Source organism: Clostridioides sp. ES-S-0190-01 (assembly GCF_020658275.1).
In the GTDB taxonomy this organism is placed as follows: Bacteria; Bacillota; Clostridia; order Peptostreptococcales; family Peptostreptococcaceae; genus Clostridioides.
The window spans coordinates 68098-84864 of sequence record NZ_JACVWA010000038.1; the positions used below are offsets into that span (position 1 = coordinate 68098).

The 16767-nt window shown below is 25.9% G+C and carries 15 protein-coding genes; 2 read left to right on the top strand and 13 right to left on the bottom strand.

The genetic code is table 11. From position 1 onward, the window contains the following. Positions 1–30 precede the first annotated feature (30 nt). The gene (locus IC214_RS13705) at positions 31–1170 is read left to right on the top strand and encodes a macrolide family glycosyltransferase (protein ID WP_227866740.1); all 1140 of its coding nucleotides are present in this window, start codon (positions 31–33) and stop codon (positions 1168–1170) included. Between the two features lie 155 nt (positions 1171–1325). Here the strand turns inward: IC214_RS13705 and IC214_RS13710 are convergent, their stop codons facing one another. The 5 genes from IC214_RS13710 to IC214_RS13730 form a co-directional block, all read right to left on the bottom strand. After that, entirely contained in the window at positions 1326–1799 is a 474-nt protein-coding gene (locus IC214_RS13710) for an MATE family efflux transporter (protein WP_227851324.1), read from the bottom strand. A 156-nt stretch (positions 1800–1955) separates the two neighbouring features. Beyond that, positions 1956–2495 carry a CDP-alcohol phosphatidyltransferase family protein gene (locus IC214_RS13715; protein ID WP_227831755.1) on the bottom strand — a complete coding sequence of 180 codons (540 nt, stop codon included), beginning with the start codon at positions 2493–2495 and terminating at the stop codon, positions 1956–1958. 28 nt (positions 2496–2523) lie between these two features. Next, positions 2524–3315, bottom strand: a complete 792-nt coding sequence (locus tag IC214_RS13720; protein ID WP_227481816.1) for an ABC transporter permease — start codon at positions 3313–3315, stop codon at positions 2524–2526. Beyond that, positions 3315–4169 carry an ABC transporter permease gene (locus tag IC214_RS13725; protein ID WP_227831757.1) on the bottom strand — a complete coding sequence of 285 codons (855 nt, stop codon included), beginning with the start codon at positions 4167–4169 and terminating at the stop codon, positions 3315–3317. The genes IC214_RS13720 and IC214_RS13725 overlap by 1 nt, the downstream gene beginning before the upstream one ends. Continuing rightward, positions 4156–5151 (bottom strand): ATP-binding cassette domain-containing protein, encoded by a 996-nt coding sequence (locus tag IC214_RS13730; RefSeq protein WP_227435631.1) that lies wholly within the window; start codon positions 5149–5151, stop codon positions 4156–4158. The genes IC214_RS13725 and IC214_RS13730 overlap by 14 nt, the downstream gene beginning before the upstream one ends. Before the next feature lie 717 nt (positions 5152–5868). On the opposite strand from IC214_RS13730, the gene IC214_RS13735 reads away from it, so the two are divergent. Continuing rightward, a complete protein-coding gene (locus tag IC214_RS13735; RefSeq protein ID WP_227824521.1) occupies positions 5869–6825 on the top strand; it encodes a diguanylate cyclase domain-containing protein in 957 nt (318 codons plus the stop codon). A 2634-nt stretch (positions 6826–9459) separates the two neighbouring features. Here IC214_RS13735 and IC214_RS13740 read toward each other — a convergent pair. The 8 genes from IC214_RS13740 to IC214_RS13775 form a co-directional block, all read right to left on the bottom strand. Further along, positions 9460–11310, bottom strand: a complete 1851-nt coding sequence (locus IC214_RS13740) for a hypothetical protein (RefSeq protein WP_227866741.1) — start codon at positions 11308–11310, stop codon at positions 9460–9462. Between the two features lie 669 nt (positions 11311–11979). Continuing rightward, on the bottom strand, positions 11980–12405 hold the full coding sequence (locus tag IC214_RS13745) for a hypothetical protein (RefSeq protein ID WP_227824523.1): 426 nt from the start codon (positions 12403–12405) through the stop codon (positions 11980–11982). Continuing rightward, complete coding sequence (locus tag IC214_RS13750) at positions 12405–12578, bottom strand: hypothetical protein (RefSeq protein ID WP_227863311.1); 174 nt, start codon at positions 12576–12578, stop codon at positions 12405–12407. The genes IC214_RS13745 and IC214_RS13750 overlap by 1 nt, the downstream gene beginning before the upstream one ends. 611 nt (positions 12579–13189) lie before the next feature. After that, entirely contained in the window at positions 13190–13699 is a 510-nt protein-coding gene (locus tag IC214_RS13755; RefSeq protein ID WP_227824525.1) for a hypothetical protein, read from the bottom strand. A gap of 376 nt (positions 13700–14075) precedes the next feature. Next, a complete protein-coding gene (locus tag IC214_RS13760) occupies positions 14076–14336 on the bottom strand; it encodes a hypothetical protein (protein WP_227866742.1) in 261 nt (86 codons plus the stop codon). Between the two features lie 498 nt (positions 14337–14834). Continuing rightward, positions 14835–15050: a hypothetical protein gene (locus IC214_RS13765; RefSeq protein WP_227824527.1), complete on the bottom strand. Its 216-nt coding sequence runs from the start codon at positions 15048–15050 to the stop codon at positions 14835–14837. A gap of 586 nt (positions 15051–15636) precedes the next feature. Beyond that, the gene (locus IC214_RS13770) at positions 15637–15846 is read right to left on the bottom strand and encodes a hypothetical protein (protein WP_227863310.1); all 210 of its coding nucleotides are present in this window, start codon (positions 15844–15846) and stop codon (positions 15637–15639) included. A gap of 79 nt (positions 15847–15925) precedes the next feature. Continuing rightward, on the bottom strand, positions 15926–16726 hold the full coding sequence (locus tag IC214_RS13775) for a hypothetical protein (RefSeq protein WP_227866743.1): 801 nt from the start codon (positions 16724–16726) through the stop codon (positions 15926–15928). Positions 16727–16767 lie beyond the last annotated feature (41 nt).

Below are 16767 nucleotides of genomic sequence, written 5' to 3' on the forward strand. Positions count from 1 at the left end.
ATAATAAAAACATTTTAAGGAGGTTTGATTATGAAAATTTTATTTATAAATTTACCTTTTTCTGGACACGTATACCCTACCCTTGGGTTAGTGGAAAAATTAGTGAATAGAGGTAATTCTGTAACATACTTACTAACTGAAGAATGGAAAGATAAAGTCTTAGAAATGGGAGCTGACTTCCTTTATTATGAAGATAACGAAAAACTTTCTATTCAAATAAAAAATGTCTATCAAGCCTCTATAAAGGTAGCGCATGAATTCGATTTAATTATTTATGAGCATTTTTTCTTTCTAGGAAAACATATAGCAGAGAGATTCAATAAACCTGTTATTAGGATTATTACTGCACCAGCTACTAATAAAGTTTTGATGAAAGAATTTATTAATTCGGGTGGCGTGTTAAGTGTATTTCGTTTTGAATGGGTATGTCGTAGATGGACTAAAAAAGTATCAAAGGGAATTAAATTAAAGACTGATTCTTGGTTAAAAGAGATTACTGAAAATCCTCCAGAACTTAATCTTGTATATACTGTAAAAAAATTTCAACCATATGCAGAAGATTTTTCAGAAAATAAATTTAAGTTTCTGGGTACCTCTATTTATCAACGTAATAAAAAAAATGAATTTATATTGCCAAAATCAAAAAATAATTTGGTCTATATTTCTCTAGGTACAATTGTAAATAAAGCAATGTCATTTTACAAAAAATGTATCAATGCTTTTAAAGATGAAAATGTAACTGTCATTATATCTGTTGGTAATTCAATAAATATATCAGATTTAGGTAAGATACCAAATAATTTTTATATTTTCCCTTTTGTACCACAGCTTGAAATATTAGAAAAAGCAAGTGTTTTTATAACTCATGGTGGCTTAAATAGTGTTATGGAGTCTCTTTATTTTGGCGTTCCTATGGTGGTTATTCCGTTTATAAGTGACCAACCAACTAACGCACAGCAAATTGAACGCTTAAACTTAGGGAAAAAGATTTCTCACAAACACATTACAAGTGACATTCTTAAAAATTCTACCTTAGCTGTTCTTAATGATTCGACTATAACTCAAAGTATATTGCTTATGCAAAAGGAAATTAGAAATGCAGGTGGTAATGAATTTGGTGCTGATTTGATTATTCAGTATATGGATAACAAAATGCTAAAAGAACGTTAAAATCGTACTGTTGTTAGGAACAAACTTGTCAATTAAGGAATGAATCCAAAGGAAAGAATACAATAAAAGCCCATAAATAAATGAAAAATCGTTACTTATGGGCTAAATGATGTACAATCGAAAAAGATATATGTTAATTATATTTATTATTGTATTTATATATAGTTATACTTATTCTTATATCTATATATAAAACTAACTGTTAAAAATAAGGTTAAAAGCTCAGCAATTGGCACTGCTAACCATATTCCATCTATATTCAAGATATTTGGTAATGTCAATAAACCTATAGTTATAAAACCAAATGTACGTAAAAAAGATAGTATTGCAGATATCTTTCCATTAGATAATGCTGTAAACATAGATGATGTAAACCTATACTGGTAATTAGTATTCCAATTATAGCTCCAGATAATATAGTCAAAGTAAAAATTTTCTTTGCTCCATCCATATCCATTCCCCATCTTGCAAGCTACAATAGCACTTCCTCCAGTAGCAAGCCTGGTTCCAAGTCCAACAATAATATTAATAATAGGACAGACAAGATTAATTGCAGATAAAGCATTTGTATCTACAAATCTAGATACAAATATAGTATCTACAATCGTATATAATCCCATAAAAATCATATATAATTATTTAAATAGAGTTTTAATATATCTTGCTATTATAATATCATATATGATAAGTATAATACCTTAATCTTTAATCTAATTATTTTTCATCTTTTAATCAATACTTACATAAATTTTAGTTTCTATTGTCTAGTATCATATGAAACAGGTTTATGAAATAAGTACTTCTATAATACTACTAATATCTATTTTTAACTCTTTAGATAATATATGTATTATTACTTCTTCAGTGGCTGAGATACTTGCTACAACACAAACTATACTTGCAAGTAAATTTGTATTCATAATATTATAAACTAAAGGTAAACAGAATAACATAAAACCAGATAATTTATTTCCATATGTATGTAATATAGCAAATGTGTTGTATTTACGAATCACTATAATTATTGATGTAATTCGAACAAGGACAATTGTTAATATCCATAATACTATATATTTTGAAATATTTATCACTGGAAGCATAATAATAAACATTGATATTACTAAACATATATCAGCCATACTATCAAGCCTTGAGCCAAGCTTACTTTCTATATTCATTTTTCTAGCTATATATCCATCAAGAAAATCACTTACTCCACACATAATGTAGACTGTAAAAAATAAAGAAGAAAACATATCTATTTTGAGCAAAGCTATTGATAAAATGATTCTAAGTATAGTAATAATATTTGCTATATTTTTCATTCCTTGTCACCTCTAAACTGAAAATTTATTAACTACTTGCACTTTTATAATGTTTCAGTCCTAATTTCCAAAACCTCCACATAAATACTGTAAATACAAATACAATACTAATTGAGTAGATTAATCCTTTTATTGTTAATGTCCCAGACAAAATTTGAGTTGGGATTGTTGACATAATTCCATATGGTAAAATCAAATAAAATAGTAGCTTAAAAATACCTTCATAAATTATACCTGGAATTTTCATATTCATTGGTAGTAAATTATCTTCCAATCTCATTATAGCAGAGGATGATATAACAAAAAATGGAATTGTCCGAAATATAATACACACATCATAAAAAAGCAATGTCATCAATAACACCATACATGTATATGCCAGTACCATAGCAAAAGTTATTTCTGAATTTAATCCAGATACTCCATATACAACTATAAGTATACTTGCCAAAATTAAAGGTGATGAACCGATATTAACATTCTCAAATGTCAATCTAAACAATGGGTCTATTGGCTTTGTAATATAATAATCTAATTCTCCTTCTTGAATTTTGCGTGGAATATCATAAATTCCAAAACAGAAAATGGTCATATTTATAGCATTTATTAATGAAAAAGTTCCTATAAATATTATCATCTCTCCACGCTGCCAACCTCCTATTGAATCTACATGAGAGTAAATGCCATTAAACATTAACAATTGTAATATAAATAATGAACTATCTACAAAAAATGCTCCAAAAAAATCAAATCTAAACACCATCATTTTTGATAATTTCATTTTTAGTAACATAAATATTATTTTAAATTTTTTTTTCATTATATCCCCACCCCATCAAATAGTGTTCTTATCTTCTTATAGACAATTTTATTTACTATAAAGAAGAATAAAACCCATAATGCTATAATAATCAGTCCTTGTACTGCATCATTACTATTTCTACCTATTAATAACATAGATGGTAAATAGGTTGTGTAATAAAATGGAAACAATTTCATAACATTTACTACAACTTCTGGCAAAAGAACAAGCGGTATCATTGTTCCTGTAACAAATTCAGTTATATTATCGATTATCATTCTAAAAAAACCAATCTCTAGAAATTTAAATGATAAAATTCCAATAAAGAAATGAAGCTGCATCATAAAAATAAGCCCTAAGAAAATCATCAAAATTGAAATTAAAATTTGTATTGGATTTGATGTAAAAGCAAAATCTATTTTAAATATAAAAATCCATACAAAAGCAGAAATCATATTAAATACTAAGTAAAAAAAGGTCATTCCAAAATTTTTAGCAAAAAAATAATTTTGTGCACCAATCGGAATAATCATGTATTTTGAAAATGTACCCAACTTTACACGATTGCATATCTCCTCACTTGTACTTCTTGACATATCAATACCTGATAAAAATGAACTTATTATATAATAAGACAACATTGAATTAAATGTAAAGCCAGAAACTATGTCATTTTCACCAAAAATTGCCTTCCACAAAATATAAGCAAATAAAATTTTTATAATAGTAAACATCATGTTAACTACTACATCAAACCTCCAAATAAGTTGTACTTTGAAATTAATTTTAGCTATTTCATAGTACTTTCTTATATTTTGTTTAAATCTATAAAACAATGATTGTCTTGAATATGCTTCATTATAGTTGTTCATAATACTCTTCACATCCTTCTTTGTATATTCGTTCTACAACATTCCCTATATCTTCTTCTTCAATTGTTACATCCTCAACATCATACTTATCAAAAATCCATTTAACAGTTTCATTACCTTTTTCTTTTGGTACAATTACTGATGTTTTATGTTTTGTTTGCTCAATAATCTTATAGTCTTTTGGAAATAAAATTTTAGTTTCATCAGTGAAGCTAACTGTTATTTTCTTATATTTTTGAAAATGATTAAATAATTCATCTGTAGAGCCATCATATATTTTATGACTATTTTCTATGACAATACTTCGACTACAAAGGCTCTTTATATCCTCCATATAATGAGAGGTAAGCATTATTGTAGTACCTTTTTTCTTATTTACTTCTTTCAGAAAATACCTAATTTGTTTTTGTGCCACTGCATCTAGACCTATTGTTGGTTCATCTAAAAATAAAATTTTAGGATTATGAAGAAGTGCTACAATAAGCTCCATTTTCATTCTTTCTCCTAAAGAAAGTGTTCTAACTTGAACATTTATATAATCAGATACTTCAAACAACTCTATAAAATAATCCAAATTCTTTTTATACTCTTCATCAGATATATCATATAACTCTTTAAATAAAAGAAATGTATCTGCTGGCGTCAATTCAAAAAATAGCTGACTTTTTTGCCCCATAACAACAGCATATTGTTTTTTAAAGTTATTTTCTAACTTATTTGGATAATAACCCATGACAGAGATTTTTCCAGAAGATGGAGCAATAATTCCAGTCATCATCTTGACAAGAGTTGTTTTTCCAGCTCCATTTTTACCTATTAATCCAACAAATTCTCCTTCCTCTATTTTTAAATTAAGGGATGATATAGCTGTTTTTTCTGTATATTTTCTATTAAATAAAGATTTTATACTTCCCATAAATCCTGGTTCTTTCTCAAATCTCCTATAAGATTTAGTCAGTTCATTAAGTTCAATAATACTCATTTTTATTGCCTCCATATCTTGTATTTTCTACAAAAAAAGTCCACAGGTATTCATATCTGCCTTTTTATGTGGTATTATTTACCTACACAAAAACAGAAAACTCCTGTGGACTAGAAAATTTAATCTTTTCTATTTCAACATAATTATATTTAAAATAACACTATGGAAAATTAATAAAGGTGTAGCAGATTAAAGCCCACTACACCACAATTTAACAAAGTAATATATAATAATATTATTATTTGTTGTCATATGTTAGTTATCTATAAAGGCAGAACAAGACACAACAATTAAATGTATCAAAAATACACTTAAAAATTCTGATTAAACAGAATACCTATGCGTCTCCAACTATTTACTTGTTGGTTACCATTATATATAACTCCGACATCAAGCAAGACACTCCTTTACTAATATTATTGCTGATATTTTACCATAAAATTTTTTTATATTCAAGTATAATTTAAGATGCTCATATATTTAAATTTATTTTATTTCTTTACAATTGAAATTAAATTTCATTAATTGCTTTAATCAAAATTTAAAAATACATTATTTACATTAGAGATGATTACCCTATGCTTCTTCTTATAAAGTACACTATTGTACAAATCAGATGCAATTTTTTTAATTCTATATTATAATATTGTCACAAGCATCCAAATAAATAGTACTAACTAAAAGAATTATAAACTACAAATCTTAAGGGGTTACTCTATGGAAAATAATACAATACAAGAACAATTATGTGATTTATCAAAGAAAATCTGGCACATTTATATTTTAAATCCAGACGAGGATGGCTTACAATTTATCATGTCTTTATTAGATGATAATTTTACATTGTTTGGAACAGGAAAACATGAATTCTATACATCATTAGAGAACTTCATTATAAATCTTGAAAAAGACCAAATAGAATCAGAAGAAATAAATTTTAAAATTATAGATGAGTGGTACTCATGTACTAAAGTTACAAATGAAACTTTTATAGTATATGGAACTCTATGGGTAATAGAAGAAGAGTACTTAGAAAGAGACATATATGTAGAAATGGATACTCGATTTACTATGGTATATAAAGTTATAGATGGTAAAATCACACTGCTCCATATACACCATTCTATTCCAAACTTTGATCAGGTAAAAGATGAATACTATCCTAAAACAATAACTGAAAAAGCAAAAGAAGCTCTAGCTATGGCTAATGAATTTAAGTTGAAATCAGAAAAAGACCTTATGACTGGATTATATAATCGTCATTTTTTTGAAGTACATATAAAAGAAATGCTAGAAACTACTTCATGTGGGTATTTTTATATTTTTGATTTAGATAATTTTAAGCAAATAAATGATATATTTGGTCATATTAGAGGAGATGAAATATTAATACAATTTGCTAATGTTTTGACTAAAGTGTTTACCAATAATGCTATTATTGGAAGACTTGGAGGAGATGAATTTGCTGTATTTGAATATATCAATCAGTCTAAGGAAGATGTTGAAAATAAAGCAAAAAAAGTTGCAAAGTTATGTTCTGATATCAATTCTTGCTCTATAGGCATATCAAGACTAGAAAGCAACTTAGATACGTTTCAATCTTTATATAAACAATCTGATTATGCTCTATATTATACAAAGAGAAACAACAAAGGAAATTTTAGTTGGTTTTAAGATTAAATAATTTCAGATGCATGAAGGGGTGATAAGATTTGATTACCACCCTTTTCATTTGTATAATGTTTTATAATTTTTACTAAAATTGCCACCAAAATTACATTGTTTTGGCAATTCGGTGGCAATACAATATATTATTGATATATACTTCCTACAAATGTTACTATGCTTGATTATCTTAGCTACAGTTTCTACATATTTTAAGGATACCAAAATATACTTGTTGAATTTGGAACTCCAGTGTATTTCATAAAGAACCACCTATGAATGTAATTTTTTAGGCTCTTCTGCCTGCATTTTGTGAATTTAAATCTGCCTTCCACCATCAAATTTATAGCAATTCGCAACTCGCCTTCCGCTCTACAATCCCAATAAAAATTCATTTAAAAACTAAAAATAATAAAAATATTTTATCTGTAATTCGTTGCATTATTTTCTAACTACCCATTATCGTAACCTTTAGATAATTAATTTTAAGTTTTCTAAATTTTACAATTTCTATATACAACACATTATAGCTTCTTTTAATAGTAATTGGGTTATAAAAACCTTATTGTAATTACCTGCTTTTAAATAGTGTAACATAGCATTTATACTATATTAAACCAATAAACCACCTTCTGTCGTTTATTACTTAGAACATCTGTACATTCGATGCCAGCCAAATCTAGTTAGACTCTGAATGATACTATATAATTTCTGCATTTCTCATCATAGACATTAGCTATGATAAATTTTCCATAAACATTTACAATACTCTTATTTCTGTTGATTCTCCTCTCTTCCAATGCTATATAATATAGTTTGAAACAAAAAAGTATCTATTGACATTAAAATCGTTAAGTTTCTTTGCCCTCCCGAATCTCACAAATAGGTTTGACTGTTTCAATTTACTCAAGTCAATACCTTCACCTTAAATACCTAAAATTTCTTGTAAGCATTTATAGGCTAAATCAGGAGTGCTAATATCAAGCATCAAAAATATCTTTCCTTTTCTATTATATATTTTCTAAAATCTCTATTTTACATGCAATACTCTTTTCTTTACTATCTTTAATTGATTTCATCTCAGTTCACTCCATTTTATAATACCATTATTAATTGGAGTGTAAACAATTTTTATCACAGTTTTAACCAAATGATAGATTAATAAAACCCAATATAACCATGTGGAAACTGATAATAACACTTTGAACCTACACTATCTGTTTCATATACTCAAGGTTAGATTCAATTCTATGTTTTAGAAAAATATAATCATTCATATTATAGATTATATTTTGTTCTTTTAATTTTCATCCAAAATCATCTAGTCTTTGAATAACATCCAAAAGTTCTTTACCTCTATTACACTCCCCAATGCATACTGTATGGAAACAATATAATAAATTTTCGTTATACTTGTTTTCTTTTTTTTCTAGGACAAAAAACAATAATTAAAATCCTGCTGTGAATATCTCACATGCTCCTGAAATATATCTGTAGATTTAGTTAATTGATACACAACTCCTAAATATTCCTACCTTTCAAAATAATCAGTACTATGGTTGTGATAGTAAACATTCTTTGCAAATATTGTCTTTATTTTCTACTGAAAAAGTCAGTATCAGAAACAGTATGCTGTCTCCTAAAATTTTATTAGTCATCCTTTTTAAAATATAAAATTTTAATTATCATATTTAATTTTTGATTCATTTCTTATTAATCAAGGTAATACTTGATTTATAGTTATATTGATAGAATTAGAAAAATCATACATCCTTTTTATATACCCAATTATATTTTGGAAAATAAAATATCTGGTTATTTATATTTTTTATTGAGAAATCACATGAGCATTTTCAAATGTAATCCATCTTCTTAAATTCATCTATATACTGTGACTTATAAAGCTGGAGTTTTTGTTCAAATGATGAGACTACAAAACAGTTTTTTTAATTTTCTCTGATTTTTATTATCAAAAAAACAACAAACACAAGACATTCTAACCTCATACTTCGTGTATCATTAAATAGATTTTTAAAACTACATTAATTATAACTGTACTTATCATAATCTTTAAGCGACTATTTATAGAAATTATTACGTTTACAGAATAAATCGATTAAAGCTATTAATGTATCTCTCAAAACAATATTTGACCAATCACATATGGACTAAGAATAAGTATAATATTTCCTTCTACTATGTATAAAAAACCCTTCAAATACTTTCTATTTAAAATTTCATGTATCCCAAATAAACATAAGGGAATACATGAATTATCTCTATCCCTCGCAAATATAAATAAACTAAGAAAAGCAAACATATAAAAATCAATTTTACTTATATTTCTTGTTCTAAAGGAGTCAATTAATATCTCTCTTCTTTCCACTTTCTTTTTGTCTTTGAATTGCACAAATCTACCTTTCATAAGCATAGATATAAAAGATGTTAAAATGGAACTATTAATATTATAAGTTCCATAGATTCCCTCAGTTTATATCTAGAATTATTTTTACATTTCTATTTATCGATTTGAAACGCTATCCTTTTCACTCTATGACATTTTTGAAGTAACAAACACTTCTCAGATATTCAGATTTCAGAATTTCAAATATAATTTAAAGATAAATTCAATAAAAATTAAATTTATCCTAAAATCAGTTTACTTAGTATATTGATAGCTTTATCCTTTCTATGTTGAGGAACTTCATTACCAAGATAAGACGCTCGAATACATAAATCGTCGACATACTTATCTACTGTTTTAAGTGATTGAGATAAGATTCTTTCAAACTGCTGAGCAATGTTATGTTGTACTTCAAAATCAAGTGATGATAATAGCTCTTGGTAATTAAATTCACTAAATTTGATAAGCAAAAATTTTAATACTCCATCATTTCCTCTCCATTCATGTTTACTAATATATTCCATCATGTTTTTTATATTTATGAAATCATTTACAATCATGAGCATTTCAAAATTACTATTTAATATCAATTTATCAATTCCTATTTTATATTTTTGACAATCAAAGATATCGTATAATACCTTAATAAAGTACTCTTCTTTCATTACACCTCTTATTTTTGAGATTTCATTAATAAATTGAATCCTTATTTCATCATTTAGAAAGTTTATATCTTCTAATATTCTATAATAAAAACATCCATCTTTAAAAATATATTTAAATGATATAAAAGTCGCTAAACTCAAATATCTTCTTTCAGAACATGCCTTTACTATATTCTCATTTATTGGAGAATTTATATTGTGAAAAATCCAATTAATTAAATCATAAGAAATTTTATGACCTATATTGACATTTGCTATGGCTTCAGCAACAAAATCCACATTCTGTTTTCCAAGAATGTTATCTTCATAATGTCTAGATGAAATTAGGTTTTTAAAAAAGACTATTTCTTCCCTCCATTTTGAATAATCTGATCCTGTATATAGAATACGATAAGTAATAAAAAACATAATATATTTTTCTTCCATGAACTCACCTAATTTATTTATAAAACTTCGGTTAAGTTCATTATTCTCCAACTCAATAAAGTAATGTAACAGTTTATACTTGAGTAATCTTTTTAATTCTTCTCTAAAATTTATATAAGTCCTACATGTATCCTCTCCCTGTATTTGATTAAAATTCCTCTTTTCTTGTTTGCAAATTTTAATATCTAATGTATCCGCGATTTTTCTACTATCCATTTGCAAGATTATTTCTTTTTTCTTATTGAAAACTTTTATTATAAACTTACAATATTGTTCAATTATTTTTTCTCGCAATAATTCTGTACAATAATAATCACTACTTTTGAACAAATGATCTAGCATCTTCATCATTTGAAGGTTACGAACTGAGTTGCATAATGAAATAATATCTTCTTGAGAAAAAATGGCTTTCCAAATTGCTGTAGGAAGATCTAAAAAATTAATTTCACCTAATAATGTATTGTCAGTTTTATAAACTCTCTCAAACATGGATGAAAATTTCTCTTTATCATCACCAGATTCTTTTTTTATGAAATTGAACATAAAATCTTCTTGTTTTATATATATTTTTAGTAACTCTTCAAATTGTAGCTTAAGCTCACTTTTCTCATACTGATTCCAAAAATTCGAATTTATTAATCGTAAACTTACTAATTTATAATATGAGTTTTCCTTCTCTACCCTTTTGAAAATTTTCTTTAATGGAAGCAAAATCTTTTTATCTTTGCTTTCCCCAACCCATTGATACCATGAATATACATGGCATAATACTGAATATACCATTTCTTCCCTTTGTGATTTTTCTATATTTGATAAATCCACAAATAATATTTCTATAAAATCAAGATTCTTTGATTTTATTGTTTCGTTAAATACAAACTGATACTCTTTTAAAATAGTTATTTTAATTTGCCTATTTATCCTATCTCTATCCTCTTGAACATAAAATAGCACATTACTAATCATTAATCCCTTTATAAATAAAACAATAAATTCCATTATAATGATTGTTATAGAAACATAAAAAAGTGACTCAGCATAACCATTATATTTACTCAGTAAAAATATTTTCTTGAAATTTAAAATTGAATAAACAGATAAATATAAGAGTAACATCCTAAATAATTCCGAATTGAACATCCTATATTCAATGCTGTCCATAATAATTAATTTTGTTTTACTTTTTCCCCAATAAAGATCCCGATTATTCGCTGATGAATAACTAATTAAGAATTGTATAAATGAAATAAATATTCCATACATAGTATAAATAGCTACAGTTAAAACTATTGGATCGCAATTTAAAGGAATTCGCATAAACTGCGTTTTTTCTTGAAGAACAGTAAATATGAACAGTAAAATCATCGCTATATATTTAATGAGAAAAGTTATTAGACTACTCATTGTAGGATATTTGATTTCAAATTCTCTTTCTCTAAATCTAAACCTTATTCTCGTCATTTTTTTATCTATCAAAATAAAAAGTAAATATATAACTATAGTACATATAAAAATAATTAGTATATTATCCATTTAGTCCCCCTTACTACATATATATTACTGCTTACTACAAATCTGCTTATAATGCATTTTCTCAACTAGATTTCTTTACATTTTAATTAATATTAAGTATCACCATAATTCTCCAAGAACATATCTTGAATTCTCCTAAATAACTCTAGATAAATTGTGATTTTTTAAGTTTGAAATACCTATTATTGTTTGATTCAAATTTTCATATATTTCATGACAATGATTTATAGCTCTAATAAATGGTGCGTCTGTTTCAACAAGTAATTTATATTCTGGTATCTTCTGAATCACTCTTTTTCCTCCTACTATAGTAATTATTTTGCTATTGGAACCCCCAACTCTATAACTTGTCTTAAAGGCATATTTTTCACATTTTAAGAACTTCTTTAATGCATACAATCTAAATGTATATTCCTTTGGCAATTCACCATTCATTTCATAAAATGATATATATGAAAAATCCATTCTTATTTCGGTATTATAATCTATATTTTCTGATTCCTTAATTTTCCCTCTTTTTAATAATAATTCTGCTATACTAATCCTATATTTTAAGTCCATTACATGTATTTTTTCTTTTTTTCTATATAATTAGTAAGATTTTCGCCTAAAATCCAAATTTCATTGTTTATAGAATAATTTAATTCTTCAAATGCAATTGCACATCCTGCAAACATATCTATATCATCATAGAGGCTAATTATAGATTTAACTTTCTCTATATCTCCTTGCAAAAGTAAACTATAAGTGATATCAAAATTCTTAAATAGGATATGGACTCTAATCATGCATCCAATTCACTAATCATATCCATTGCCATGTATATGCCTAATCGTGATACATGTAGTCTATCAACTATATGTTAAAAGTTTCTATTATTCTTTTCTTCTTTTGAATATTATTTTATTGTTACAGAAGATGTAGCAAAAATTAATCTGTTCGCTCAGTATATTTAATTAATGAATTTGAATATATTTGTAATGTTAATTCATTTAATGAACTAAACTTTGATTTTCTCGAAATATATCTGGATATGATACTTTCAAATCCTAATTTTTAGCTAGTTCAATATTATCTAATATAATTTTTTTCACTCCAGCATCAGTAGCTCTACATTTAGTTAATAAATACAAAAGTTTATGTGCATCTAACTTATAATTATTATTATAAATATCATCAATTGAGAAAGCACTTTTAATTCATTTTGATATAATTTCGTTTTTTCATCTTCGATTAATGAAATATTAATATTGTTTATAGTATAAATTGAATCCAAAATTTCATTTAGTTTTTGAGTCTTCTCTAGAAAAATATGAAAATATTTAATAGAATAATCATAATCAAATCACTTATTATAAAGAGTTCCAGCAATTTTTGTTATTGCTAACTCACTATTTTTAATTGTTGTTTTTAAATAATTTTCAAAGTCTTTATCTCTAAAGGTTATAATCCCATTTCCTAAATAAATACTAATCAAATATTCAAAGCATGCACTTTCCAATTTTTCAATATTATAATCAGTAGAACTTGTAATAATATCAACTGGAATTGGTCTTTGCAATTCAACTAATGATCTACACAACTCTTCAAAATATATTATCTCTGAAGTTATTCTAGTATCTATCTTTTTTATTGATTTTTTGAATATCCCATTCAAGTCTTTTCCATTTGGGTTGAGATATTGCAACACTTCCTCAATAGTATAAGATATCTTAGAAAAAACATAGTATTGAACCTTTGTATTTTTACTGGTAAGTTTTTTTACTTCTTCACATTTAGAACCTGATACATTTTCATAAAACATATCAATGTAATTACGTTGCTCTTCCTTATTAAATCCTTCTAACTTAATCATAGTTGTTCCATAAGGTAATTCAAAATTTTCTAATCGTTCTGTTCTTGATATAACTAAAATTGAAATATTTTATTGTAAAGTAATTTTCAAGAGTTTGTCTGCAAAACAAGTATCTCCTAATACTTATGATACTGAATAACTATTGTCAACCGCATCTAATACTAATAATATAGCTGCTGCTTTATTAATTACTTTTACATAATTAGATGCTTGTTTAAGTATAATAAAAAAATTTCTTAAATAGTCACTTTCATCTAAATTAGTTTTAACAAGAAATGGCGTGTAATAATTTTAATGCTAATTCATTTCTTAACTGTACTATAGCATTTTTGTATGTATGAATATAATCCACCACCAAGACAATCATATAATAATACTAATGAGCCAATTGGCAATTCACTTCTAAATCATACACTACTGTAGCCTTACCTATTCCGCCAGTTGCATGTAAACAAATATATTGATTTCTACTAATAATTATTTCTCTGACAATATCATCACTAATATTTCTCTTAATATGTTTTTGTGGTTTTATTACTTGTGAATTATAAGGAAACAAACCATTTGAAATTGTATTAAAGAAATTTGCCATAGTATTTTTGTCAATTGACACTGTATCATTTTCCTCTGGAGACATTTATTTTTTATAAATTGCATTAGCTTATCATAATTATTTTTCAAATTTAACACTCCCAATCTAACCAAAGAACTAATTACCTCTGATTCATGTATATCTCTTATGTCACTTCCACATTCAATCAAATCAATACATTTTAAAAAATCTACAAATTCTATGGTACTCAACTTTGACTTTTTGTAAAATGACTTTAAATACTCATGATTTTCTTTAGGTAGTGCATGCTTTAAACTGAGATAATTTTTACAATCATTCTTTTCAATTTCTTCATCACAATTATCTATAAGCTTTTTAAAGTTCTCTTCTATAGTTCTATTGATTACTAATTTTAGCCTTAATTTTTCTATATCTTTAGGATACTTTTTTTAAAATCTTTATATATCTGTGCTAGTCATTGAATAATTGAATTAGCTTTTCTTGAATTTGTAGATACTGATAAAGACGAAAGTATCCAAGGTAAATCACCATGTGAAATACTATATTTTAATTGAGAAAAAATCACTCTACTTGCATCTTCATATTTTTTCCTTCAAAATACTCAGCAACATCTATTGATAATAATGACTTTTCATCATCTTCAATACTTGTTCCTTCTACATAGAATGCTTCCAGCTCTGTACCAGGTTCTAACAATTGAAGTGATTTTTTAGCAGACCAAATGAAATGAAAATTATCTCCTTTATTTGACTCCCTTGCTTCTGTTGCTTCCTTCATAGTAAATTAACCTCTCTCATCTCACAATATTTTAATAAATTATTATATTTTTCAAAACTTACTTTATATATCTATAATAAGTTCTAATTTTAATATTCTACAAAATTCTAAGTATTCCTCTTCATTTCCCACAAGTATACCAAAATTCATTTGTATTTCTTCATATTATATAAATATCAATTAAATAGAATGATTTTATTTCTTTTTTTAATAAAGATAAAAGTTTCTTATTTTTTTGTTGTATACTAACTACTTTCCCCCTGATTGTTTACACAAAATAGGTGCTCATTTCTGAACGTCCAGACATAAAAAAAAGATACTGTTTTCACAGTATCTCATAACTTTTAATTTTATTCTATCTTAACCCTCCATATCGATAACCACAGAAACATTAATATATTTTTTCAACTGTTCATTACCAATTTTATCATCTTCATTTTTAAAAACAAAATGGTTCAAGAAATGCCTAAAATTAAAACTTTCTACATAGTTTTTCTTTGTATCAAAACCACATTTTCCACATGCTTATCATTGTCCAAACCTATTCATCAAAACAGTAAGTCTAATTAATCATAATTACCTAAGCTCACTTTCCCATTATATAGTTATAATTTAATCTATCTATAAAGTTAATATCTTTTTCTTCTTCAAAACTCAACGCGGTTATATCTAAATGGTATCTACTGATTTTCTCTAAAAATTCACTTATTTGAATTTCCTTTTCCACTAGATTAGATGAAAAAGTTGAATATAACAGTAAAAGATCAATATCATTCGAAAATTTACTCGGGTTCAAAATAGATCCAAAAATATAAACCTCATCAAATTCATCAAACAACATAATGTTATCTATTATTATATTGATAATAATATTATTATTTGATTTTATTGACATATCTGTAAAAATCCTCAATTGTAAGCAAAGTAACTCCAAATGTATTCGCTAAATCATAGGCCTCTTGTGAAATACAGAACTGCCCATTCCAATTATGTAAATTTACAATTACAGAGTTTGGTTCAGGAGACATTTTGGTCAGAAAGACCTTGCTCAAACAATATTCATAAACAAAAAATATACTTACACCATTTACAATAATTTCTCTTAGCATAATTGGATCTTTATAGATAAAATTAATGTTTCTAGATTTCAGATATTTCAAAGCAAAATTTAAGCTTTCTAATCTAACACCTGTTTTTATAAAACACTTGTTATCAAAATATAATTGTCTTAACCTAGGTGTATCCGTCAAAACTACTTTATCATCATCCTTCAATAAAATGTATGGTTCATCTATTCCTAATAAAATTTCCTCTATTCTATTCTGTTTTTGCATAATTTTTAAAAAACCTTCCAATGACTCAGTAGACGGCATAAGATGTTCTTTTACAGGTACAATCCCAAATATTGAATTAATCTTTTCTGGAAAAAGTACTGCTCTATTTTTTTCTTCGTCCAATCGAGTACATATAAATTCATTAATATGAGTAATGAATTTACGAACCACTTCTAAATTAGAATACCCTTTCTCTGAATGGTTTTGAAATAGGTTCATATTATTTTCAAGTAATAACTTTAATTTTTCATTACTTGATAATGCTTGAGGTTCAAATTTATCCCATAATGCTTTTTTATCTCCTAAAAAATAATTCTCATAAATATACTTGTTTTCATTCAATAAAGGACTAACTACCTTTTTAAGTTCTTCAAAGGAACCAT

What these genes read in the sequence shown, in the direction of transcription:
- IC214_RS13705 (WP_227866740.1), top strand. Translation starts at nt 31, where the DNA reads ATGAAAATTTTATTTATAAATTTACCTTTTTCTGGACACGTATACCCT.
- IC214_RS13710 (WP_227851324.1), bottom strand. Translation starts at nt 1,799, where the DNA reads ATGATTTTTATGGGATTATATACGATTGTAGATACTATATTTGTATCT.
- IC214_RS13715 (WP_227831755.1), bottom strand. Translation starts at nt 2,495, where the DNA reads ATGAAAAATATAGCAAATATTATTACTATACTTAGAATCATTTTATCA.
- IC214_RS13720 (WP_227481816.1), bottom strand. Translation starts at nt 3,315, where the DNA reads ATGAAAAAAAAATTTAAAATAATATTTATGTTACTAAAAATGAAATTA.
- IC214_RS13725 (WP_227831757.1), bottom strand. Translation starts at nt 4,169, where the DNA reads ATGAACAACTATAATGAAGCATATTCAAGACAATCATTGTTTTATAGA.
- IC214_RS13730 (WP_227435631.1), bottom strand. Translation starts at nt 5,151, where the DNA reads ATGAGTATTATTGAACTTAATGAACTGACTAAATCTTATAGGAGATTT.
- IC214_RS13735 (WP_227824521.1), top strand. Translation starts at nt 5,869, where the DNA reads ATGGAAAATAATACAATACAAGAACAATTATGTGATTTATCAAAGAAA.
- IC214_RS13740 (WP_227866741.1), bottom strand. Translation starts at nt 11,310, where the DNA reads ATGGAATTTATTGTTTTATTTATAAAGGGATTAATGATTAGTAATGTG.
- IC214_RS13745 (WP_227824523.1), bottom strand. Translation starts at nt 12,405, where the DNA reads ATGGACTTAAAATATAGGATTAGTATAGCAGAATTATTATTAAAAAGA.
- IC214_RS13755 (WP_227824525.1), bottom strand. Translation starts at nt 13,699, where the DNA reads ATGATTAAGTTAGAAGGATTTAATAAGGAAGAGCAACGTAATTACATT.
- IC214_RS13760 (WP_227866742.1), bottom strand. Translation starts at nt 14,336, where the DNA reads ATGTCTCCAGAGGAAAATGATACAGTGTCAATTGACAAAAATACTATG.
- IC214_RS13765 (WP_227824527.1), bottom strand. Translation starts at nt 15,050, where the DNA reads ATGAAGGAAGCAACAGAAGCAAGGGAGTCAAATAAAGGAGATAATTTT.